The organism is Roseovarius gaetbuli (assembly GCF_900172365.1).
Classification (GTDB): Bacteria; Pseudomonadota; Alphaproteobacteria; order Rhodobacterales; family Rhodobacteraceae; genus Roseovarius; species Roseovarius gaetbuli.
The window spans coordinates 1-20,862 of record NZ_FWFJ01000052.1 but is presented as its reverse complement, the minus strand read 5'-3'; the positions used below and the strand labels follow the sequence as shown (position 1 = coordinate 20,862).

The 20,862-nt window shown below is 57.8% G+C and carries 19 protein-coding genes and 2 pseudogenes; 15 read left to right on the top strand and 6 right to left on the bottom strand.

Annotated features, from left to right (window positions below; translation table 11 throughout):
• A pseudogene (locus ROG8370_RS21470) lies at positions 1-124 on the bottom strand (IS110 family RNA-guided transposase); the annotation flags it as partial.
• Positions 125-272: 148 nt separating this feature from the next.
• Positions 273-467 (bottom strand): SlyX family protein, encoded by a 195-nt coding sequence (locus ROG8370_RS17540; RefSeq protein ID WP_085828453.1) that lies wholly within the window; start codon positions 465-467, stop codon positions 273-275.
• A 111-nt stretch (positions 468-578) separates the two neighbouring features.
• Here ROG8370_RS17540 and hisS point away from each other — a divergent pair, with 111 nt between their 5' ends.
• The 3 genes from hisS to hisG are packed head-to-tail and all read left to right on the top strand — an operon-like array spanning position 579 to position 3,840.
• Positions 579-2,063, top strand: a complete 1,485-nt coding sequence (hisS, locus tag ROG8370_RS17535; RefSeq protein ID WP_085828452.1) for a histidine--tRNA ligase — start codon at positions 579-581, stop codon at positions 2,061-2,063.
• Positions 2,063-3,148, top strand: a complete 1,086-nt coding sequence (locus ROG8370_RS17530; protein WP_085828451.1) for an ATP phosphoribosyltransferase regulatory subunit — start codon at positions 2,063-2,065, stop codon at positions 3,146-3,148. The genes hisS and ROG8370_RS17530 overlap by 1 nt, the downstream gene beginning before the upstream one ends.
• Positions 3,145-3,840 carry an ATP phosphoribosyltransferase gene (gene hisG / locus ROG8370_RS17525; protein ID WP_085828450.1) on the top strand — a complete coding sequence of 232 codons (696 nt, stop codon included), beginning with the start codon at positions 3,145-3,147 and terminating at the stop codon, positions 3,838-3,840. Before ROG8370_RS17530 ends, hisG begins: the two co-directional genes overlap by 4 nt.
• Before the next feature lie 81 nt (positions 3,841-3,921).
• On the opposite strand, the gene ROG8370_RS17520 is transcribed toward hisG, so the two are convergent.
• Positions 3,922-4,512, bottom strand: a complete 591-nt coding sequence (locus ROG8370_RS17520; RefSeq protein WP_085828449.1) for an outer membrane protein — start codon at positions 4,510-4,512, stop codon at positions 3,922-3,924.
• A 329-nt stretch (positions 4,513-4,841) separates the two neighbouring features.
• A complete protein-coding gene (locus tag ROG8370_RS17515) occupies positions 4,842-5,267 on the bottom strand; it encodes a DUF1489 family protein (RefSeq protein ID WP_085828454.1) in 426 nt (141 codons plus the stop codon).
• Positions 5,268-5,401: 134 nt separating this feature from the next.
• Here ROG8370_RS17515 and ROG8370_RS17510 point away from each other — a divergent pair, with 134 nt between their 5' ends.
• From ROG8370_RS17510 to ROG8370_RS17450, 12 genes are all read left to right on the top strand, one after another.
• The gene (locus ROG8370_RS17510; RefSeq protein ID WP_085828448.1) at positions 5,402-7,696 is read left to right on the top strand and encodes an adenosylcobalamin-dependent ribonucleoside-diphosphate reductase; all 2,295 of its coding nucleotides are present in this window, start codon (positions 5,402-5,404) and stop codon (positions 7,694-7,696) included.
• An 851-nt stretch (positions 7,697-8,547) separates the two neighbouring features.
• Positions 8,548-9,669, top strand: coding sequence for a GDP-mannose 4,6-dehydratase (gmd, locus tag ROG8370_RS17500; protein ID WP_085828446.1), 1,122 nt, complete (start codon positions 8,548-8,550; stop codon positions 9,667-9,669).
• A gap of 6 nt (positions 9,670-9,675) precedes the next feature.
• Positions 9,676-10,647, top strand: a complete 972-nt coding sequence (gene fcl / locus ROG8370_RS17495; RefSeq protein ID WP_085828445.1) for a GDP-L-fucose synthase — start codon at positions 9,676-9,678, stop codon at positions 10,645-10,647.
• Positions 10,648-10,735: 88 nt separating this feature from the next.
• Positions 10,736-12,331 (top strand): aldolase catalytic domain-containing protein, encoded by a 1,596-nt coding sequence (locus tag ROG8370_RS17490; protein WP_212580111.1) that lies wholly within the window; start codon positions 10,736-10,738, stop codon positions 12,329-12,331.
• Positions 12,328-13,068, top strand: a complete 741-nt coding sequence (locus ROG8370_RS17485) for a 3-deoxy-manno-octulosonate cytidylyltransferase (protein WP_085828443.1) — start codon at positions 12,328-12,330, stop codon at positions 13,066-13,068. Before ROG8370_RS17490 ends, ROG8370_RS17485 begins: the two co-directional genes overlap by 4 nt.
• Positions 13,065-13,715: an HAD family hydrolase gene (locus ROG8370_RS17480; protein WP_085828442.1), complete on the top strand. Its 651-nt coding sequence runs from the start codon at positions 13,065-13,067 to the stop codon at positions 13,713-13,715. Before ROG8370_RS17485 ends, ROG8370_RS17480 begins: the two co-directional genes overlap by 4 nt.
• A gap of 17 nt (positions 13,716-13,732) precedes the next feature.
• A complete protein-coding gene (locus ROG8370_RS17475; RefSeq protein ID WP_085828441.1) occupies positions 13,733-15,322 on the top strand; it encodes a glycosyltransferase in 1,590 nt (529 codons plus the stop codon).
• Positions 15,319-16,548, top strand: a complete 1,230-nt coding sequence (locus ROG8370_RS17470; protein ID WP_170925289.1) for a hypothetical protein — start codon at positions 15,319-15,321, stop codon at positions 16,546-16,548. Before ROG8370_RS17475 ends, ROG8370_RS17470 begins: the two co-directional genes overlap by 4 nt.
• The gene (locus ROG8370_RS17465) at positions 16,541-16,939 is read left to right on the top strand and encodes a hypothetical protein (protein WP_085828439.1); all 399 of its coding nucleotides are present in this window, start codon (positions 16,541-16,543) and stop codon (positions 16,937-16,939) included. Before ROG8370_RS17470 ends, ROG8370_RS17465 begins: the two co-directional genes overlap by 8 nt.
• Before the next feature lie 220 nt (positions 16,940-17,159).
• Positions 17,160-18,071: a hypothetical protein gene (locus ROG8370_RS17460; protein ID WP_085828438.1), complete on the top strand. Its 912-nt coding sequence runs from the start codon at positions 17,160-17,162 to the stop codon at positions 18,069-18,071.
• Positions 18,072-18,077: 6 nt separating this feature from the next.
• Complete coding sequence (locus ROG8370_RS17455) at positions 18,078-19,283, top strand: hypothetical protein (RefSeq protein ID WP_085828437.1); 1,206 nt, start codon at positions 18,078-18,080, stop codon at positions 19,281-19,283.
• 33 nt (positions 19,284-19,316) lie between these two features.
• On the top strand, positions 19,317-20,210 hold the full coding sequence (locus ROG8370_RS17450; RefSeq protein ID WP_085828436.1) for a sulfotransferase family protein: 894 nt from the start codon (positions 19,317-19,319) through the stop codon (positions 20,208-20,210).
• 222 nt (positions 20,211-20,432) lie between these two features.
• Here the strand turns inward: ROG8370_RS17450 and ROG8370_RS17445 are convergent.
• Both ROG8370_RS17445 and ROG8370_RS17440 read right to left on the bottom strand, forming a co-directional pair.
• A pseudogene (locus ROG8370_RS17445) lies at positions 20,433-20,663 on the bottom strand (integrase core domain-containing protein); the annotation flags it as partial.
• Between the two features lie 23 nt (positions 20,664-20,686).
• A partial coding sequence (locus ROG8370_RS17440; RefSeq protein WP_139838167.1) for a transposase domain-containing protein occupies positions 20,687-20,862 on the bottom strand: 176 nt, incomplete at its 5' end.

The window sequence follows — 20,862 nt, the reverse complement described above, 5'->3', positions numbered from 1 at the left end:
ACATGAATTTCCAGAACTGGGGCCGTGTCAGTTTTTTGCGGAATTGTTCCTTCCCCGACAGCAATGCCCCGTGAACCTGGAAAATACTCTTCGCCAGATCTACACCAATCATTGTATCCTTCATTTTGCCGTCCTCTCCGTTAGATGGTCTACAGACCACCATCTTGGCACATTGCGATGCCGTCAGGGGAGGGCGGCAACCACCCCATCTTCAGTACCTGGAACAGCACATCGCTGATCCTACCGGCGCCAGCCGGTAGTGGTTCAGCGCATCAGTAATGCGGCGGGCGCTCGTCGCCAAGATAAACGCCACCATCGCTATCAGGCGTCCGGGCCGCCTCGCGCTCGATCATGATCTGAAGCCGGGCGGCAAGGGTTGCGATCTCGCGGTCCTGGCGGGCGACTACGTCCGACAGGTCATCAACGGCGCGCGTCAGATGCGCGATTTTTTCTTCAAGGTCTGTCATTCCCCCGCTCTATCGGCGTGCGCGCGTCCGGTCAACTCTCTACGCCCGGCTTGCCACCGCGCGGCCCTTGGGCTAGACCGCGCCACGACAGAACCCGCAAGGACCAGAGCCATGGCCAAGCCCAAGAAACAGCCCCGCCCCAAGGCCGAAACGCCGAAAGGCTTTCGCGATTATTTCGGCGCAGAAGTAAGCCAGCGTGCCGCCATGCTGGGCCAGATTGCCGGGGTCTATCATCGCTACGGGTTTGACGCGCTTGAAAGCAGCGCGGTGGAAACCGTCGAGGCGCTTGGCAAGTTCCTGCCCGATGTGGACCGCCCCAACGAAGGCGTCTTCGCCTGGCAGGAAGCGGATGAGACCGGCAACGGCGACTGGCTTGCGCTGCGCTATGATCTGACGGCGCCGCTGGCGCGGGTTTACGCGCAACACCGCAACGATTTGCCAACCCCCTATCGGCGCTATGCCATGGGCCCGGTCTGGCGCAATGAAAAGCCGGGGCCGGGGCGGTTTCGCCAGTTTTATCAATGTGATGCCGATACGGTTGGCGCGCCTTCCGTGGCCGCCGACGCCGAGATTTGCGCCATGCTGGCCGATTGCCTTGAAGAGGTCGGCATCCCGCGCGGCGACTACATCGTGCGGGTCAACAATCGCAAGGTTTTGAACGGGGTGCTTGAGGCAACCGGCCTTGTCGACGCGGCGCAGCGCGACGCGGTTCTGCGCACCATCGACAAGTTCGACAAGGTGGGCGAAAGCGGCGTGCGGGAATTGCTCGGCAAGGGCCGTCTCGATGCGTCGGGCGCCTATATCGACGGTGTCGGCCTGAGCGATGAACAGGCCGCGCCGGTGCTGGCGTTTCTGACCTCCAAGGGTGATGACACCGCCGCGACGCTCGCCAACCTGCGCGCCGCGATTGGCGGCTCGGAGATCGGCGGCAAAGGCGTGGACGAGCTTGAAGAGATCGCCGACCTTTTGGCCGCACAGGGCTATGGCCCCGACCGCATCGTGATCGACCCCTCGGTCGTGCGTGGCCTTGGCTATTACACCGGGCCGGTGTTCGAGGCCGAATTGACCTTTGAAATCCTCGACGAAAAGGGCCGCAAGCGCCAGTTCGGCAGTGTTGCGGGTGGCGGGCGCTATGACGATCTGGTCAAGCGTTTCACCGGTCAGGAAGTGCCGGCGACAGGGGTCAGCATCGGCGTTGATCGCCTGTTGGCCGCGCTTCACGCTAAGGGGCGCATCCAGTCGCATGATACCGGCCCGGTGGTTGTCACCGTGATGGATCGCGAGCGGATGGCCGACTATCAGCAAATGGTCGGCGAATTGCGCGCGGCGGGTATTCGCGCCGAGGTGTATCTTGGCAACCCCAAGAATTTTGGCAACCAGTTGAAATATGCCGACAAGCGCAACAGCCCGGTCGCGGTGATCGAGGGCGGCGACGAAAAGGCCAAGGGCGTGGTGCAGATCAAGGATTTGATCCTTGGCGCTGAGATCGCGGAAAACGCCACGCTGGAAGAATGGAAAGAGCGGCCAAGCCAGTTCGAGGTGCCGCGCGCGCAGCTTGTTGAAAAGGTGCGCGAAATTCTGGGCGGGCAGGGGTGATGCCAAACCGTGCCGCGATCCGCGCCGAGGCCGAGCGCCTGCGCCGCCTGTTCGAGGCGGCGGGTGCTATGCCTGTGGAAACCTCGGTTTTGCAACCCGCCGAAGTGCTGCTTGACCTTTACGGCGAAGACATCCGCGCGCGTGCCTATGTGACCTCGGATGCGCTTCGGGGCGAGCAGATGTTGCGCCCGGATTTCACCGTGCCGGTGGTTCAGATGCATATGGAGCACGGCGCAGAGCCCGCGCGCTATACCTATTCCGGCGCGGTGTTTCGCCGTCAGGAAGACGACGCATCGCGCAGCAATGAATATACCCAAGTGGGATTTGAGATATTCGAGCGGGCCGCGCCCGAGGCCTCGGATGCCGAGGTCTTCGCGCTGTTTTACGACATTCTGCGCCCGCTTGGTTTGCGCGCCGCCACGGGCGATATCGGTATCCTGATGGCCGCCGTTGACGGCCTCAAGACCACCGACCGGCGCAAGGCCGCGCTTCGCCGTCATATCTGGCGGCCCCGGCGGTTTCGCGCGCTGCTTGACCGGTTTTCGGGGCGCGCGCCGGTGCCTGAGGCCCGCAAGGCGCTTTTGGCGGCGGCTGATCCGATGGCCAATGCAGGCGCGATGATCGGCTTGCGCGGACCGGATGAAATTGCCGCGCGGATCAGGGCGCTTCGCGAAGACGAGGCGGCGGCGCCGATTTCGGGGGCCGAAGTGGGCCTGATCGACGCCATTCTTGCGGTGCGCGAAACCAGCATCAACGCGCTTGAGCGGCTGCGCGACATTGCGGTCGACATGCCCGCGATCCTGCCCGCCGTTGACCGGCTTGCCGCGCGGCTTGACGCGATGGAGGCGCGCGGGATCGACGTGCAAACGCTTGACTTCGAGGCGAGCTATGGCCGCACGCAGATGGAATATTACGACGGGTTCGTGTTTGGCTTTTCCGCCGAGGGCCGCCCCGACCTGCCACTTGTGGCCAGTGGCGGGCGCTATGATGCGCTGACCCGGCACTTGGGGCGTGGCCGCGAAATACCGGCAGTGGGTGGGGTGATCCGCCCCGGTCTGGTGCTTGGTCTGGAGGATGGTCAATGAGCCTGAAGCTTGGGGTGCCGTCCAAGGGGCGGCTGATGGAAAAGACCTTTGAGTGGTTCGCCAAGGGCGGCATCACCTTGGGTCGCTCTGGCTCGGACCGCGAATATGCGGGCTATGTTCAGGGCATCGACAATGTCGAGCTTGTCCTGCTCTCGGCGGGCGAAATCCCGAGAGAGCTTGCGGCGGGGCGCATTCATCTTGGCGTGACCGGCAGCGATCTTGTGCGCGAAAAGCTTGGTGCCTGGGAAAACCGCGTCAAGGAGCTTGCCGAGCTTGGCTTTGGTCAGGCCGATCTTGTGCTGGCGGTGCCGGCCTGTTGGGTTGACGTGAACACGCTTGACGATCTTGATGCGGCGGCGGCGGCGTTCCGGCTCAAGCATGGGTTCCGGATGCGGATTGCCACCAAGTATCACCGCCTTGTGCGCGATTTCCTGCGCGACAACGGCGTTGCCGATTATCAGCTTATGGATAGTCAGGGCGCGACCGAGGGCACCGTCAAGAACGAAACCGCCGAGGCGATTGCCGATATCACCTCGAGTGGCGACACACTTCGGGCGAACCACCTCAAGATTCTGGATGACGGCTTGATGCTCAAGTCACAGGCGACGCTGTTCAAATCGCGCGTGGCCCCGATGGAAGCCGAGGATCGCCGCACGCTTGAGGCGCTCAAGGCCAAGCTTGGGTTCGACTGATCCTGTTACCGGGGTTTTGACACGGAAAAACGGGCGACCCAAGGGCCGCCCGTCGCTCTTTGCTCTGGAGGAGAGCGCAGATCAGAAGCGGAACGTCGCCCGCGCCTGAACAGTGGTCGCATCGACATCGGTGTTTGCAGTGCCGAAGTTGTCGAACTGGTGATACAGAACCTCAGCGCCAACCGAGACATTCTGGGTGACCATGTGCTCGTAACCGCCACCGATGAAATAGCCGTCATCGTCGCCCACGGTGTTGGTATCGGCCCAGACATAACCGCCGGTCCCGTAAAGCAGGCCGTTGCCGATCTTGTAACCGCCACGCAGTTTTGCGCGGAAGACGTTGTCGAGGCTGATACCGGGCTCGAGGTCGACGTCGGCCCAATCGTAATCAAGGCCACCACCGACAACCCAGTTGTTGCCAAGGTCATAGTCATAGCCAAGCACCAGACCGCCGATCAGGCCGTCGCCATCGACGCCCGGAATATCGGTGTCGACATTGGCATACCCGAGCTGACCACCGGCATAGAAACCGGTCCAGTTCGGGCTGCTTGGTGCCAGCGGTGCGGCCGGTACGATGACCGGATCGGGCGCGGGGGCCGCAGGTGAACCGGCAAAGGCGGGGGCGCCCAAGAGGGCGGTCACGGCGACCAGTGCTGTTGTTGTCTTAAGCATGGAATGCTCCTTTCAGAAGTGAATAAATGCCACAGGCGCGTTTCGTCGTTTGATGCGCCATGGGCGCGGCTTTTCCGTACACCATCATATTGGTGTGCGATTGATATGGGACAAGAGTCCGGGAAAATCCGGTCGTATATACCCCTGTGATCGGCGGCTTAATGCTTAAAAATGGCTGATCGGGCGGGTTCTTGCAGGGTCTTGTTGCACCGCGGCAACGCTTGATCCGAAAAGAGGGCCCTTGGCCTTGTCGAAAAAGCAGCCGGGCACGCGGGATGCCACCCCAGCCTGATTTTTCGCCAACAAGGGGGTGGAGCCGTCGGTGCCCCTCAGAGCACGCCGATATCGGCCAGAGCGGCCGAAAGCTCGGGCGGCAGGGTGTCATCGTCGCTGCGCGCGGCGCTGATGTCCGGGGGGGCATCGGGGCCGGGCAGGTAACGCCAGCCCTGAAACGGGCGTTTCTGAGTGGTGGCGGTGCGGATGATCTCTGGCGCCAGAACAATCGCGCAGCGCCGTATGCCGTCGCCGCCGATCACCTCGTCAAGCCGCAAGATCGACTGGCGGCATTGGATAAGCCCCTGAATGACCCAGTAGATCGAGCCGCCCTGCAACAGTTCCGCCTCGCGTTTGGGCCACATCCGGGTGACATGACGCGGCAAGCCGTCAGTGCCTTTGGCACGCGGGTTTTCCTGCCAGTCCAGCAGATCCTCGACCGACTTTGTGCCAACGCTGAGTTTGACCAGATGCAATGTCATGCGCATTCCCCCGACCTGCGCCATATATCGTAGCGTCCTTGCCGACAACTGCAAGAGAGGGCGCAGTTGCGTATGGAAATCATATGGGGGGCGGGCTATGGTATGTCTCCTCCAAGCCGATAGGAATCGCCCGCATGACACGTTTTGCCGCCCCGATCGCTGAACAGATCTGGAATATGAAATACCGTTTCAAGGCGGCGGATGGCGCGGCACATGACCTGACGGTTGAAGATACCTGGCGGCGCATCGCGCGCGCTCTGGCCGAGGTCGAGAGCGATTCCGCGACCTGGGAAGAGCGGTTTTACGAGGCGTTGGAAGATTTCAAATTTCTGCCGGCCGGACGGATCACCGCCGGGGCGGGGACCGGGCGCAAGGTGACCATGTTCAACTGTTTCGTCATGGGCACGGTGCCCGACGACATGGGCGGCATTTTCGACAACCTGCGCGAGGCGGCGCTGACCATGCAGCAGGGCGGCGGCATCGGCTATGACTTCAGCACGATCCGCCCCAAGGGCGCCGAGGTGCTTGGCGTTTCGGCGGATGCCAGTGGCCCGCTCAGCTTTATGGATGTGTGGGATGCGATGTGCCGCACCATCATGTCCGCCGGAAGCCGTCGCGGCGCGATGATGGCGACGATGCGCTGTGATCACCCCGACATCGAGGCCTTTATCGCCGCCAAATCCGATCCGGCGCGGTTGCGGATGTTCAACCTGTCGGTGTTGATCACCGATCCGTTCATGGATGCGGTGCGCGAGGATGGGCCTTGGGATCTGATGTTTGACGGGCGGGTCTATCACACGGTCAATGCGCGTGATCTGTGGAACCGGATCATGCAGGCGACCTATGATTATGCAGAGCCGGGGGTGATATTCATCGACCGGATCAATGCCGCCAACAACCTTGCCTATTGCGAGACGATCGCCGCCACCAACCCCTGCGGCGAGCAACCCCTGCCGCCCTATGGCGCCTGTCTTTTGGGCTCGATCAACCTTGCAAAGCTTGTGAGCAATCCGTTTGAAGGGGCCGCCGCGCTTGACGAGGAGGCGCTGTCGCGGCTGGTCGCCACCGCCGTGCGGATGATGGATAACGTGGTCGATGCCAGCAAATTCCCGCTGGAGGCGCAGGCCGCCGAGGCGCGCGCCAAGCGCCGGATCGGTCTTGGTGTCACCGGGCTTGCCGATGCTTTGCTGATGGTCGGGCTGCGCTATGGCTCGGATGAGGCGGTGCAGCAAACCGAGGACTGGCTTCACGCGATTGCGCGGGCGGCCTATCTTGCGAGCGTTGAGCTTGCCCGCGAAAAGGGCGCCTTCCCGCTGTTTGATCGCGACGCTTACCTTGCCAGCGGCACGATGAAGGCGATGGACGCCGACGTGCGCGACGCGGTGGCCAAACACGGCATCCGCAACGCGCTTTTGACAAGCATCGCGCCGACCGGAACGATCAGCCTTTACGCCGGCAATGTAAGCTCGGGGATCGAGCCGGTCTTTGCCTATTCCTACACCCGCAAGGTGTTGCAGAAAGACGGCTCGCGCACCGAGGAAGAAGTGGTCGATTACGCGGTGCGGATGTGGCGCGACAAGTTCGGCGATGCCGAGTTGCCCGAGTATTTCGTCAACGCCCAGACCCTGCCGCCGGAAGACCATGTGAAAATGCAGGCGGCGGCGCAGAAATGGGTCGACAGCAGCATTTCCAAGACCATCAACTGCCCCGAAGACATCAGCTTTGAGGCCTTCAAGAACGTCTATCTTCAGGCCTGGGATCTGGGCTGTAAGGGATGCACCACCTATCGGCCCAACGATGTGACCGGTAGCGTGCTGAGCGTGAGCGAGACAAGCAATTCCGCCCCCGGCGAGACCGCCGCACAGGTGCCGGGCGGGTTGCCCGGCGAGGGTGGCGATGTGATTTACATGTCAGAACCGCTGGACCGCCCCACCGAATTGGAAGGCGCGACCTACAAGCTCAAGTGGCCCGACAGCAACCACGCGATTTACATCACCGTCAACGATATCGTTCTCAACGGCCATCGTCGGCCCTTCGAGGTGTTCATCAACTCCAAGAACATGGAGCATTACGCCTGGACCGTCGCCCTGACGCGGATGATCTCGGCGGTGTTCCGGCGCGGTGGCGATGTGAGCTTTGTGGTCGAAGAGCTCAAGGCGGTGTTCGATCCGCGCGGCGGGGCCTGGATGAGCGGCAAATACGTGCCCTCAATCCTGGCGGCAATCGGCGGCATTCTGGAACAGCACATGGTGCAGATCGGGTTTCTGGAAGGCGAAGGCATGGGCCTCAAGACCGACCCACAAGCGCAGGTGGTCAACCTTGGCGGCGCACCCAAGGGCCCGGCCTGTCCGGCCTGCGGCGAGTTTGGCATGCATATGGTCGAAGGCTGCATGACCTGCGGTAGTTGTGGGCATAGCAAGTGCGGGTGAGGGATGGATTCCTGTCTTGTTGTTCTGACTACCAATTAATGGCCACCGGCGGGGCTGAAATGGCCATTTTGCAAGCATAAGAGGTCCATCGACCCTGAAAGGGCTGATGACGGCCCGTGACCGAGAATTCCCGGCTTCCTGGCCAAAACCGGCGTTTTGACCGGGACTTTGAAACCGTGTTCGCAAGGTTTGAATCCTTGACGAAGAAGTGGGGTCACCGCACGGCAGATCAAAACGCCTTTCGCGGTTTTTCTTGAGTTTTCTTGCTGTGTGGGAAACAATTCACGCTCAAGCTTTGATAGCCTGACCAATCTTGGCGCCCAGCACCGCTCGCCCTGCGAAGTGCGCGGGATACCTATCCAGCAGGCATCGGCGCAATTTCGGGCTGACCCTGCGCGGCAGGGGTGGCTCGGATTTGACGCGCGAAGTCGAACAAAGGGCGGACCATTCGCTCAGTTCGAGAGTCGGGCATGCAAACAAGAAAAGCCGCGGTCATAGTGACCACGCTTCGATGGGCGGCCCATACGCTGATCAAAATGAGGAAATAATTCATCAACCGGAAGGTCTTCAAGAAAGTGCTTTCTGAAAACTTCTGCCCAAGACCGATCCAGCAGCCGACGCCGTTTCTCGCCCAATTCCGACCAGCGATCAAACAAATCGCCGGTCCGTCTGTCACGTAATGCAATCATGCCAAAGTATAGACCGAATGGCACCCAAACTGAATCGACTTTTTACCGCCCCGTCAACTTTTAGCTGTATCTCTTGGGGGAGTTGGGGTAGGCATCCCGAGAATACACAATTTTGAATGGTGCGCCCAAGCGCGTTGGTATTTTACAATGAACGCACCCACAATGAAAAAAGCGCTTATCACTGGTGTAACCGGTCAGGATGGATCCTATCTGGCGGAATTTTTGCTGGAAAAGTGCTACGAAGTGCACGGCATCAAACGTCGCGCCTCGTCGTTCAACACCCAGCGTGTCGATCATATTTATGAAGATCCGCATACGGATCACACCCGGTTCAAGCTGCATTACGGCGATTTGACCGATACCTCCAACCTGACCCGCATCCTGAGCGAAGTGCGCCCTGACGAGGTTTATAACCTTGGTGCGCAATCCCATGTTGCCGTCAGCTTTGAGGCACCAGAATATACTGCGGATGTCGATGCCATGGGCACGCTGCGCCTGTTGGAGGCAATCCGCTTTCTGGGGATGGAGAAGACAACGCGCTTCTATCAGGCCTCAACCTCGGAACTTTACGGTCTGGTGCAGGAGATTCCGCAGACCGAGACCACGCCTTTCCACCCACGCAGCCCTTATGCTGTGGCGAAAATGTATGCTTATTGGATCGCAGTAAATTACCGTGAGGCTTACGGTATGTATGCCTGCAACGGCATTCTTTTCAACCACGAGAGCCCGCGCCGTGGCGAAACTTTTGTGACCCGCAAGATAACCCGTGGCCTCGCCAATATCGCGCAGGGCCTTGAGCCCTGTCTTTACATTGGCAACATCGACAGCTTGCGCGATTGGGGCCATGCCAAGGATTATGTGCGCATGCAGTGGATGATGCTGCAGCAGGACACGCCCGAGGATTTTGTAATCGCCACCGGTGTGCAGTATTCTGTGCGTGAGTTTATTACTTGGTCAGCGACAGAGCTGGGGATCACAGTCGAATTCACCGGCACCGGTCTGGACGAGATCTGCACTGTCACCGGCGTTGAGGGCGATAAAGCCCCCGCCGTGAAGGTCGGCGACGTGGTGATGCGCATCGACCCGCGCTATTTCCGACCCGCAGAGGTTGAAACCCTACTGGGCGATCCGGCCAAGGCCAAAAGAGTGCTGGGTTGGGTGCCAGAGATCACTGCGCAGGAGATGTGCGCCGAGATGGTCGTGGGGGATTTGAAAACCGCGCGGCGCCATGCGCTGCTGAAAGAGCATGGCTATGAATTGCCCATGAGCGTCGAGCAGGGATAGCGGCATATGCAGAAAATCTACATCGCAGGCCATCGCGGCATGGTGGGGGGGGCGATTGCACGCCGGTTGCAGGCGCGCAAGGACGCAGGTGAGGATCTGACGCTGATCACCCGCAGCCATGCGGAGCTGGACCTGACCAATCAACAGGCGGTGTGTGATTTCATGCAGACCGAAAAGCCCGACGTGGTGATTTTGGCCGCTGCCCGTGTAGGCGGCATTCATGCCAACAACACCTATCCAGCGGATTTCATTTACGACAACCTGATGATCGAATGTAACGTCGTCCATCAGGCTTTTGCTGCGGGCTGTCGGCGGTTGCTGCAATTGGGATCAAGCTGTATCTATCCCCGTGCCGTGCATCAGCCGATGCGCGAGGATGCGTTGTTGACCGGTGTTCTGGAACCGACCAACGAGCCCTACGCAGTGGCGAAAATCGCAGGCATCAAGCTGTGCGAAAGCTACAACCGCCAGCACGGCACCGATTACCGCAGCGTGATGCCGACCAATCTTTACGGTCCCGGTGACAACTTCCACCCCGATAATTCGCACGTGCTGCCTGCCCTGATCCGGCGCTTTCACCAGGCCGCTCAGGCGGGTGACGAGGTTGTGACGATCTGGGGCAGCGGCAAACCCCGCCGCGAGTTCCTGCATGTGGACGACATGGCAGAGGCAAGCCTGTTTGTGCTCGATCTCGACCGCGCCACCTATGACGCCAATACTGAGCCGATGCTGAGCCATATCAATGTGGGCTGTGGTACGGATGTGTCGATCATGGAACTGGCGCAGATGGTGGCCGATGTGACGGGCTTCAGAGGCCGCATCGCTAACGATCTGTCCAAACCCGACGGCACCATGCGCAAGTTGATGGATGTGAGCCGCTTGGCCGATATGGGCTGGCGCGCACGGGTCGAGCTGCAAACTGGCCTGCAAGAGACCTATGATTGGTTTGTGGGCAATCAGGACGCAATGCGCCGCTGACAAGTACTAAAAGTGAAGATCTAAACTTTAAGAATTATTAAGAACGGAGAGCGGGCCAGTGACTGATTTAAATAAAGACATTGTTTTCTTGGACTGTACCCTGCGAGACGGCGGATATTACAACGACTGGGACTTCTCTCACGTTCTCATGCAGCGGTATCTCGATGCAGTCGCCGCGGCGGGCGTAAACATCGTTGAAATGGGCTTCCGGTTTGTCAAAACAGGCGGCTTCAAAGGCCCTTGTGCCTTCACCACCGATAACTTCCTGCGCTCTGTCGTCATCCCCAAAAATCTCGACGTGGCTGTCATGCTCAACGCCGGTGACCTGTTTCTGGGCAAAGGTGTCATCGAGACGCTTGAGGATCTGTTCACAGCCCCGGCGGCGGAATCACCGGTAGATATTGTTCGCTTTGCCTGCCACGCGCGCGAATTCAGGGCATCGCTACCTGCCGCCGCCTGGCTGCACGAGCGCGGATACCGTGTCGGTTTCAACATCATGCAGATCACCGGCCAGACCCACGAAGAGATCGTGGCCCTTGCAGCGGAAGCCCAGAAACATCCCATCGAAGTGCTGTATTTCGCCGACAGCATGGGCAGCATGTCTCCCGCACAAACCACCCGGATCATCGGTTGGATCAAGGAGGGATGGTCGGGTCCGGTGGGCGTGCACACCCATGACAACATGGGTCTTGCGTTGTCCAATACCTTGGCTGCCATCGACGCCGGTGCGACATGGGTGGATTCCACCGTCACCGGCATGGGCCGGGGGCCGGGAAATGCCCGCACCGAAGAGCTGGCTCTGGAGCTGGCACCGGCGCGCGGCGGGGTTGTCACGGAGCTTCTGGATCTGGTGCTGCAGGATTTTGGCCCGATGAAAGAACGCTATGGATGGGGAACGAACCCGTTTTATTACCTGTCCGGCAAACACAGCATTCACCCAACCTATATTCAGGAAATGCTTGCGGACCAACGCTTCAACACCAGTGACATGCTGTCGGTTCTGGACCATCTGCGTCAGGCGGGGGGCAAAAAATTCGACAGCTCGGTTCTGTCCAATGCCAGAACCATGGGGAATGGCCAGCACAGTGCGGGCACATGGAAGCCCGAAGAGATCATCGCCGGGCGGCCTGTTTTGATCCTCGGCAACGGCCGGAGCGTCCAGAAACACCAAGCCGAGATCGAACGCTTTGTCGCAAAGTTGAAGCCCGTGGTGCTGGGACTGAATGCAAAGGATGGCATCAACTCGGATCTGATCGACATGCGCATTGCCTGTCATCCGATGCGCCTTCTGGCGGATGCCGACCTGCACGCGCTGAATGACAAGCCCCTGATCACACCGGTTGCCCTGCTGCAAGACAGCGTGCGCGACAAGCTGGCCGAAAAACCCTTGCTGAATTATGGCCTGAACGCCGCGCCGGGCCAGTTCGAACCACATGAGACCGATTGCATCATTCCTGCGCGCCTTGTGGCGGCCTATGCGCTTGCCGTCGCGGTGGCCGGGCGGGCGAGCCATATCTACATGGCGGGCTTTGACGGATTTACCTCTGCAGATCCGCGCAATCATGAAATGCGCGATCTGCTGGCGCTCTGTCTGGCCGGAGACGGCATCCCGCCTGTCACCTCGATCACCCGTACGCGATATTCCATCCTGCCAACACATTCTGTCTATGGATTAACCCGATGAAAACATGTGTTCTGATCCCCGCCCGCTACGCCTCGACCCGCTATCCGGGCAAGCCGCTGGTGAATTTGCTGGGCAAGCCGATGGTGCTCTGGTGTGCCGAGCTGGCCGCCCGCGCTGTCGGGCGCGAGCATGTCTATGTGGCGACCGAAGACCAGCGCATCGTGGATGTCGTCGAGGCTGCAGGATTTCAGGCCGTGATGACCAGCACCGCCGCGCTCACCGGGACTGACCGTCTGGCCGAAGCCGCCGAGAAGCTACCCTATGATATATTCATCAACCTGCAGGGCGACGAGCCGCTGGTGGACCCCGAGGACATTCGCAACATCGCCGCCCGCAAGGCCGAGGATATGTCGGTCATCGTGAACGGCTTCAGCTGGATCGGTAGCGAAGAAGACCCGCACAGTCGCAACATCCCGAAAGTCGTCGCCACGGAAGACGGGCGCCTGCTCTATATGTCGCGCATAGCACTGCCCGGTTTCAAGGACGAAAAATGCGCGCCCACACGCTATAAAAAGCAGGTGTGCATCTATGCCTTCACCCGCGATGAATTGCGTGCCTTTGCCAAGTTCGGCCGCAAAAGCGAAGTCGAAGCCTGCGAGGACATCGAGATCCTGCGGTTCTTCGAGATGGGCCACCCGATCGTGGTTGTTGAGACGAAACCGGGAAATCTGGCGGTGGATATACCGGCGGACGTGGCCCCGGTCGAAGCCTCTTTGCGGAGAATTTGGGGGCTTTGACTGTCGGATCATACAGCACACTGGTTTTTGACTGCGACGGGGTCGTTCTGGATTCAAACCGCGTCAAGACAGACGCATTCCGACAGGCGGCCCTGCCTTACGGGGCCAAGGCGGCGGAAGCGCTGGTCCAATGGCATGTTACAAACGGCGGCATCTCGCGGTATAAAAAGTTCGAATATTTCCTCGAACATATCGTACCGCAAGGGGCGCAGGGCCCCGGCCTCGATGCCTTGCTTGCCGCCTATGCTGCCGCCGTGCGGGAAGGTCTGGCGACATGTGCCGTCGCCGAAGGGTTGCATGAATTGCGCGCCCAGACTCCTGATGTGCCTTGGCTGATTGTGTCAGGGGGCGATCAGGCCGAGCTGCGCGAGGTCTTCGCCGCGCGCGGGCTGGATGTGCTGTTTGACGGCGGCATCTTCGGCAGCCCGGATTCAAAGGAGGTCATCCTCGCACGCGAACTCGAACGCGGCACCATCACCCAGCCTGCACTTTTTTTGGGCGACAGTACCTATGACCATCGGGCCTCTACAGGTGCGGGGCTTGATTTCATATTTGTGTTTGGATGGACTGAATATACCGATTGGCAGACCTACACCAAGGATCACCCTTTACGGCCGGTACAACGCATTATCGATGTACCTAGATAATAAAGAAGGCAATACCAATGGATTACCCCAAAATTTCGATGGTCATCGGCAGCTTTAACCGCTTGAAATTACTCGAGCTGTGCATCGAGGCTGTCCGCACGGAACTGGAAGGCCAGAGCTATGAAATTATTGTTGTGGATGGCGGGTCTTCGGACGGCAGCGTCGAATGGCTGACAGCGCAAAAAGACATCATTTCGATCATCCAGCACAACCGCGGTGAATGGCGCGGCAAGCAGCTGGTCCGCAAACCCTGGGCCTATTTCATGAACCTCGGTTTCAAATGCGCTTCGGGCAAATATGTTTGCATGCTGAGCGGCGATTCACTGATTGTGCCCGGCGCGATCAACAACGGCGTCGATCTGTTTGACGCGCAGTTGGAGCAAGGCGAGAAGGTCGCCGGGGTCGCGTTCTATTTTCGTGATTATCCTGTTCGCAAAAAATTTGCTGTCGCGATCAACCTCGGAAACCTTTATGTAAATCACGGCCTCTACCTGAGATCGGCAATGGAAGAAGTAGGCTATTGCGACGAAAGTTATCACTTCTATTTTGCTGATACAGATTTGTGCCTGAAACTATGGGCTGCAGGTTACAAAATTATCGCTTCGGATGCATCCTTTGTTGAACACTACTTTGAGGCAACACCTGAGATCCGTGCTTCTAATACCGATCAAAAAAAGGTCGAAGACAGAGCCAAGCTAATTGCGCGCTGGAAGGGTAAAGCCTATCCGGAAGATAAAGAAGAGTATTATAGGCAGCATGTGGGGTGTTGGCGTGAGCATCGCCAACAGCCAAATTTCGGTAACGCAACCATCAGACGCCTAGTTGAAGTGACATCACCAGATCTTGCTGATCTGCCGATGATTTCTGTTTTGACCGTCGTCTACAATGATCCAGAGGGCCTCACTCGCACGATTGCAAGCGTGAACGAGCAAACCTATCCTTTCGTGGAATATATCGTTATAGACGGTGCATCGGATGAGGCTACGCAAACAGTTCTTAAAGAACAGGGCGCTCCTATTTATGTGCTTGTGTCAGAACCTGACAACGGCATTTATGATGCAATGAACAAAGGTATCGCTGCGGCCTCTGGTGATTTTTGCATATTCATGAATGCTGGGGACACTTTCTATAGCAGAGATACTCTTCAAAAGACATCACGCCTGCTCGATGGTGACGTCGACGTAGTGTATGGACACCGTAACTATATATACGGGAAAAATCATGAAACCAAAAAAATTCAGAAGTCACAGCCGATAGAGGCCATCACCCAAGGCATGCCTTTCTTCCACCAGGCAATATTTTATAAAGCGGCCACTTTGCAGAAAACACCATTCAACACTACGTTTCGATATGCTGCTGACTATCATCAGTTTGTTACCATGTTCAAAGCAGGCCGAAAATTCAAGCAAGTGGATGAAATTATTTGCGATTTTTACGCGGGGGGAAGTTCTGAGTCAGGCATACGTCCGTACCTTGAATGCCTGAAAATTCAGTTTGACGCTTTCGGTGATGGTGATCACATGAAAGACAGCAGATACATGAAGGGTTTTATTCAGAACGCTCCGAGCTTTATTGAAAAATATTCTGGTGTTCCAGAGAAGACATGATGACGAAACAACCAGCACAACGTCTACCACCGGTTTCAAGCGTGGATTATTGGAGGGATATCGTCTTTGCCGACGCATTTTATCTGAGGGATAAAAGTCCCACAGAGAAAAGTAATATTCTCAAGATCTGGCATAAAGATTTTATGTTTGGCTTCTTAAATTTTCCAAAACTTGTTGGCGGCGAGGTTTTGTTCTTCAGAAGTCTGGTGCGTGATGATTACAAGGAAATGTTTTCTTTGGTTCGTCAGCAAGCTGCAACGCCTGCTTTATGCATCGAAGACTTCGCGTATCGTTCACCCGATGCCAGAATGAATATCGAAGTAAGTCGTTTTATGCTTCAGAACAAAAGCCTTTATGATGTCGCAGGCAGCCTTCCGGACACGGATAGCCTGGATCAGGCATGTCTCTATATTAGACTATGCAAATACAAATATATTCTTGATTATTTTCGCGCGGGTCCAAAACCATCGGCTGTTGTCTTTTTTGCCGATATGCAACCTACCGAACATTTGCTGAGCAGGCACTTCCGGCATCACGGTGTGACCACAGTCACCTTGCAGCATGGGCTCTATGTAGACTACGCAAATTATAACACGGTCAACAAGATCAACTACCTGCACCAGCCCTCGGAATATTTCCTGTCATGGGGTCCGAGCACGTCGGAGCTTATCCGGCGGCACCATCCGGACACCAAAATCGTCGAATGCGGAAAGCCTCTTATTTTCAGTGCCGATCCCCCTGCCGACGCACCGCCGACACGGCCCTATATTGCCATCCTTCTGGATCAAAAGCCGTTTCACGCACAAAACGAACAGATGATCGAAATCGTTCAGGCCTATGCCCTGCGCAGAGATCTGGATGTCCGGGTGCGGTTCCATCCGTCTTTGCCAAAGGCCGATATTCTGGCCAAATATCCCGAACTGACCGAGCAGCTGCATTTCACCGATGCCCAAATGGTTGTGGGGCATACGTCGACAATGATTTACGAGGCGCTTGAGCTGGGATGCCATGTGATGCGTTTTGCAAGCGATATCCCGGCGATCAACCTGCCCAAGAACAGCGAATTCCGAACCCTAGACGAGATGGAGGCACACGCGGCCTTTCCTACTCCGTCGGATCTCTCCAGGCATTATTTCACCGCGTTCGGGGCCGAGGCGCTGGAGAACTACAGATCCTTCTTTGACGCGCTTTTTGGCACGGCTTCCGAAAGGCCAGACCATGGATAATATTCCTGCAAAAGAGGAATCCGTAAAAGACCTGCACGGCAAGCTTGATCGCGCCCAAATGCTGTCGGATCTGCGGTTGATGCACTGCATGGCGCTGCAGAAAGAAGTTGAGCGTCTCGAGAGCGAACGCGACAGCCTGATATCCCCGGAACACCTCGCGCAGATCGAGTTCGAATACGACGGTCGGCTTCTACGAATGGAGCGTGAGCTTCAGGTCAGAACCCAGCAAATGGAGCATAGGCTTCGTGAGGCGCAGGCCGAGATAGACCGGCTGCTGCATCAGGAAACGCTTCTGCTCGGAAAAATAGATCGAATTTATAATTCGAGGTCATTTCGTGTGACCGCTCCCTTGCGGAAGATGAGCCAGATCAGCAGGTTCTGGCGCAAGTAACCGGTGACGGGCTGTCCACTCGGGGCCGCTTTTTCCAGAGGGCGCGGCCAGCTTGCTCTTTCAAACACTGAGTGCGCCCTCTAAACTGGAGCGCACGATCAAAACATCAAGACACGGCCACTGAAACGGTCGTTTATCCGTTGAGGAACAGGTTCATATGCCAACAAGCAGGCCCACCCCCTCCCGTTCCCTGAGCCATAAACCGTTTGTGTTTGTCGGAATGGAGGCCGCATTTGCCTCGCGCGTGCAGGCCCAGCTAGGAGTGCTGGACGCCACCCCCATCACAATCCGGACCCCGCAAGAGTTTGTCGCCAGCAACGCACCGGCAAACCACATCACGGTAATGGTCTATCAGGACTGTGTCCCCTACCTGCAGAACCGGATCGCCGCAGGCACCGCCCCCGGTGCCGCCTTGCAAGCATGGCTGACCCGGGTGGACGTCTTTCTGAACGCCCTGCGGGACCGTCGCACATCGGTCTTTCCTGTCGCCTTGAACCTCGCGCTGGAGGAGACGGACACGCTACGCGCGACATTGATCACCACCTATGGCTGCGTGTTTCGCAATGATGCGCCACCTCCGGTCCCAGCGGCATCCGCCCCGGACCCTGCTGTGCGGTTCTTTGCCATGGATGTCTTTGCCAAGTCAGCCGTTGCGCGCAAACTCCAGGCCGAGTTGAACGCATCTGCGCGCGCCGCAGATCACAGGCCCGCAACCAAAGCGCCTGACATTGACACGGTCTATCATGCGCTGGCCACCGCACGGAAAACGCAAACCGGTATGGCGCAGGACCTCCAGCAGCTGACCGATCTTGTCAAGGTCAGGGAAGGCGAGGCAAAAAACGCCAGAACCCGCAGCGCCGAGCTTGAAGAACAGATCGCCGCGCTGACGGTCGAACATGCCGGAGTAAGGGCCGCACTGCACAAGGATATCCAGTGGACCCGCACTGAACTGCGCGCCCTCATGGAACAGGTCGACGGGCTCACCACAGAGCGCGCCCACCTTCTGGGCGAGGTGACCCGGTTGCAGCGTGACGTGGAAGCGCGCGATGCCCATATCGAAGCCATCCGAGTTTCAACATCCTGGCGTCTAACAGGCCCCCTGCGCCGGTTCCGCCAGTTGTTCCGGAGGTAGCAAAACATGACAAAGACACTCGGCAGCATTGTATATCTCGGATCCGGCCTGTGCAGCGATCTGGACACATATCTCGCATCAAACCCCGCACGCATCTATCTGGTCGAGCCGAACCCCGGCCTTGTGGATGATCTCGCACAGCTGTGCCACGCCCATGCGACCGTGGAGCACCTCGCCTGCGGGGTGACGGTGGCAGGCGGGCGGCAACGGCTCGATGTTTACAATTTCTTCGATCTGAGCAGTTTTTCGGAACCGCATGATCTGCTGGACGTCTATCCAGGCGCTGTGGTTGAAACCGCGCATCAGGTCCAGACCCTGACCCCCGCTGGATTGATGGACCGCTTGAACTTGCCCGAAGCAGCCCCCCACAGATTGGTCTTGGAGACCAGCGGCATCGAACACGCGCTTCTGGAGGCGTTCATCAACAGCGGTACGCTGGGCGCATTCGCAGATCTGTCTGTGAGAATACCCGCCCATGCGCTCTTCAAAGGCAGCCGTGACATCGCACAGATAGATGCCCTCCTCGAGGCTGCCGGATACCGGCAAACACCTCTTGCTGCGACCTCTGGGAATGCTGACTTTCAATTGCACCACTACAAGTTTGATCCCCAAGCCTATCGGTTAATCGGGATCGAGGAAGAAAACGCAGTGATTGAGGCACAGCGCAAGAACGCCGCCGACAAAGCCGAAGCCCTCGAGGCACAAAACGCAGCCCTCACCACAGAGCTTGATCAGGCCCGGGCGGAAGCCGAGGCACAGCGCAAGGACGCCGCCGACAAAGCCGAAGCCCTCGAGGCACAAAACGCAGCCCTCACCACAGAGCGCGATCAGGCGCGAGAAGATGCAGAGGCCGCCGAGGCACAGCGCAAGGACGCCGCCGACAAAGCCGAAGCCCTCGAGGTACAAAACGCAGCCCTCACCACAGAGCGCGATCAGACGCTAGAGAAAAGTACTAAAGAGCAGGCCGCTGTCATTGAATTGGAGAAGCAAGAGCGGGTGATGGCTTTGCGTGTTCAGACCCGCTTGCAGTCCAGCCATCTCGAGCTGCAAGAGCGCTTTGAAGCGCTACAAACAAAATACACGACACAACGAACGCTGATCGCGGCGCTAATCAAAAAGTTAGAAGTGATCGTCCCTGCGCCAAAACCTGCTATCAAAAAAGCGCCGCCTTCCAAAGCGCGCACCCGCAAGACGGGAGCGACCGGAAAATGACAGGTATCAAATCTTTGAAAAACGGCGCCCTTCATGAAGCATGAAACACACTTAGGATCCAAACTCGACGCGCTGCTAAAGACACTTCAGCAAAGCACCTCCGAGCCGGAGGCCAAACATCTTCTGACAGATACTGTCGCACAACTGCGTGCCACGCTTGAGCCGCTGGAGACGGTAGCCCCGATCCGTACAATCCACCATTTCGCCTGCACCGGTGGCACCGTGATCAGCCGGTTTCTCGCAGCCACGCCCAATGCGCGCCTGCTCAGCGAGGTGGATCCACTCAGCCCGCTCGCGAAGGGCCAATTCAACCCGCTTGACCTCTCGCTGCTGTATCGCGACGCACATCCCACGGTGAGGGCACAAGACCAGATCGCTATTTTTCTGGCAGGCCTCCAGGTGATCTACGCGCGGGTCCAAGCCCAAGGAGAACGATTGATCTTGCGCGACCATTCCCATTCGCACTTCTGTACAGGACGGGTGATACCCGAGCGCCCGACCCTCAAGCAGATCATAGCGCCACATTACCCCGTGCTGTCAGTAGTCACCGTGCGCCATCCGCTCGATTCTTACCTGTCGATGCTGCACAACAAGTTCGCCCATTTCACGCCGCATGCGCTGGAGGACTATGCCGCCCGCTACATGGCCTTTCTGGATAACTATGCGGACGAGCAGATCGTGAAATACGAAGACTTCATCACCGATCACACCACCACAATGGCGATATTCTGTAGCCTGCTCGATCTTCCTAACAGCAGCGACTTGCAAAATATTGCTCCGGGAATCAGCCTGACAGGGGATAGCGGCCGCAGCGGCATCGCGCTTAAATTGCGCGAACGTCGCGACGTCCCGAAAGACATCCATGGGATGTGCGAAAGAAGTACAACCTATCAGGATTTGTGCCACCGGCTAGACTATACCCCTTAAACTTAAACCCTGCATTTTCAATCAGCATTACACCCACAAATACTCACGAGGTTTGCATATGATCGGTATCATCAAGTTATTTGCCTAAAGCCGTAATAGAGCTCGTCTCTCAACATTTATGCCGTTTTCAGTTTACAAGTGATATCTACCCAAGTTGAATGGACATCGGTGTAGATTTCCATACTGGTCTTGTCACGCTTACGTTCCGGCCTCTCAACTCATTTAGGCAGCCTTTCGTTCGAAGGCCAAGGGGCTTTTGCCACCTAACGACGAATGCCGCCGTCGTGGATTATAGAACCCATTGATATATTGGAATATCGCCCCTTCGGCTTGGCGTCTGGTTTCCCAGCGGTTCCGCCAGATCAGCTCTGCCTTGATGGATTTGGAGAACGTTTCCACCATGGAATTATCGTAGCAATTTCCTTTTCCGCTCATCGATACTTTGAATCCATGGTAAGCGTCCGGTCTGACCGCCCCTATGGCGCGGTTTTCCATGGGAGCAGGTCGTCGACGCGGTTGATCTTGTAGTCTGGGATGCGGGCAAGTGTGTCGGCGAGCCATGCTTGCGGATCGATACCGTTCAGTTTGGCCGTTTCGATCAAGGTGTAGGCAATGGCGGCAGCTTTACCACCGGTCTGTGATCCAACGAACA

What these genes read in the sequence shown, in the direction of transcription:
- ROG8370_RS17540 (WP_085828453.1), bottom strand. Translation starts at nt 467, where the DNA reads ATGACAGACCTTGAAGAAAAAATCGCGCATCTGACGCGCGCCGTTGAT.
- hisS (WP_085828452.1), top strand. Translation starts at nt 579, where the DNA reads ATGGCCAAGCCCAAGAAACAGCCCCGCCCCAAGGCCGAAACGCCGAAA.
- ROG8370_RS17530 (WP_085828451.1), top strand. Translation starts at nt 2,063, where the DNA reads ATGCCAAACCGTGCCGCGATCCGCGCCGAGGCCGAGCGCCTGCGCCGC.
- hisG (WP_085828450.1), top strand. Translation starts at nt 3,145, where the DNA reads ATGAGCCTGAAGCTTGGGGTGCCGTCCAAGGGGCGGCTGATGGAAAAG.
- ROG8370_RS17520 (WP_085828449.1), bottom strand. Translation starts at nt 4,512, where the DNA reads ATGCTTAAGACAACAACAGCACTGGTCGCCGTGACCGCCCTCTTGGGC.
- ROG8370_RS17515 (WP_085828454.1), bottom strand. Translation starts at nt 5,267, where the DNA reads ATGACATTGCATCTGGTCAAACTCAGCGTTGGCACAAAGTCGGTCGAG.
- ROG8370_RS17510 (WP_085828448.1), top strand. Translation starts at nt 5,402, where the DNA reads ATGACACGTTTTGCCGCCCCGATCGCTGAACAGATCTGGAATATGAAA.
- gmd (WP_085828446.1), top strand. Translation starts at nt 8,548, where the DNA reads ATGAAAAAAGCGCTTATCACTGGTGTAACCGGTCAGGATGGATCCTAT.
- fcl (WP_085828445.1), top strand. Translation starts at nt 9,676, where the DNA reads ATGCAGAAAATCTACATCGCAGGCCATCGCGGCATGGTGGGGGGGGCG.
- ROG8370_RS17485 (WP_085828443.1), top strand. Translation starts at nt 12,328, where the DNA reads ATGAAAACATGTGTTCTGATCCCCGCCCGCTACGCCTCGACCCGCTAT.
- ROG8370_RS17475 (WP_085828441.1), top strand. Translation starts at nt 13,733, where the DNA reads ATGGATTACCCCAAAATTTCGATGGTCATCGGCAGCTTTAACCGCTTG.
- ROG8370_RS17470 (WP_170925289.1), top strand. Translation starts at nt 15,319, where the DNA reads ATGATGACGAAACAACCAGCACAACGTCTACCACCGGTTTCAAGCGTG.
- ROG8370_RS17465 (WP_085828439.1), top strand. Translation starts at nt 16,541, where the DNA reads ATGGATAATATTCCTGCAAAAGAGGAATCCGTAAAAGACCTGCACGGC.
- ROG8370_RS17460 (WP_085828438.1), top strand. Translation starts at nt 17,160, where the DNA reads ATGGAGGCCGCATTTGCCTCGCGCGTGCAGGCCCAGCTAGGAGTGCTG.
- ROG8370_RS17455 (WP_085828437.1), top strand. Translation starts at nt 18,078, where the DNA reads ATGACAAAGACACTCGGCAGCATTGTATATCTCGGATCCGGCCTGTGC.
- ROG8370_RS17450 (WP_085828436.1), top strand. Translation starts at nt 19,317, where the DNA reads ATGAAGCATGAAACACACTTAGGATCCAAACTCGACGCGCTGCTAAAG.